Source organism: Anaerotruncus sp. 1XD42-93 (assembly GCF_009917605.1).
GTDB lineage: Bacteria > Bacillota > Clostridia > Oscillospirales > Ruminococcaceae > Anaerotruncus.
On sequence record NZ_QZEG01000193.1, the window covers coordinates 1 to 945 of the forward strand.

A 945-nucleotide genomic window follows, 5' to 3' on the forward strand; every position below is an offset into this window, starting at 1 on the left:
GTGCAGCAGATCGAGGATTGGATAAACAACTATCCCCGAAAGATTCTGGGGTTCCGGTGCTCCAACGATCTTTTCATGGAGTACCTGCAAAATTTATGACAGTTTGAGGTGTGCTATATGACAGACTTACCGCGGTTGGATTTCGACCAGGTACTGAAAGAAGTTTTTCTCCCGAATTTTTTAAAGGTCATTCTTCCATTTGTGTTTCTTATTCTAATTTTTGGGATTATCCGAATTATTTTTCGATTGTTATTGCGAGATTCTCGAGCGGCCGCAGTTCTTGTTGATGGAGTGCTATGTCTTGCTTTCCTTGCAGCTTGTGCCTTTGTAGGGGTACCAGTCGTGAAGTATCTAATTCAGGATACCGAGGTAGACATGACTAAAGATTACAACATTGCAGTTAATGCAGATGGGACGCCATACCAATTTACAGACCCTTTTGATTCTGAAAACTGGCAGGATGCGGCACCGGATGTAGATTGGATAGATCCTTTTCACGCTGGCGACCCTAACAGTTCGCAAGAATCCTCTTATAATCCAGGGGAATTGCGCGAAGCTTTGGAGAAAAGCCAAGAAGAGTGGAACCAGAATGCTGAATATGAGGATTGGCATTTATTTGATCCTAACGATTATGAATTCACACCAGCTGAAACCGATTATAGTTATGATCCGTTAAAAGGCTTCAATTCATCTGATTTAGAAATTCCGCAAAGTTTTTCCGGCTCAAACAGTTCTAAAGAGCAAGAAAACGCAGAGAGTTAAAGGTTCTCTGCGTTTTTTACAATGGCCATTGCTTTCATTTTGTCTAATTTTCACAAACCTTAACATTTTTAAAACTTTTTTCGCATTATCTCTTGCAATTCACGTCTTTTTTCAGGGCAACAGCATTTGAAATTATCCAAAAAGGATATCAAGAAGACGCTGTGGATTCAAGGCGGCGGCAAA

General features: G+C 40.7%; 1 protein-coding gene. It reads left to right on the forward strand.

Annotated elements, in window-relative coordinates; genetic code table 11:
- Positions 1–117: 117 nt before the first annotated feature.
- On the forward strand, positions 118–762 hold the full coding sequence (locus D5269_RS17975; RefSeq protein WP_120487670.1) for a hypothetical protein: 645 nt from the start codon (positions 118–120) through the stop codon (positions 760–762).
- The last annotated feature ends 183 nt before the right edge of the window (positions 763–945 follow it).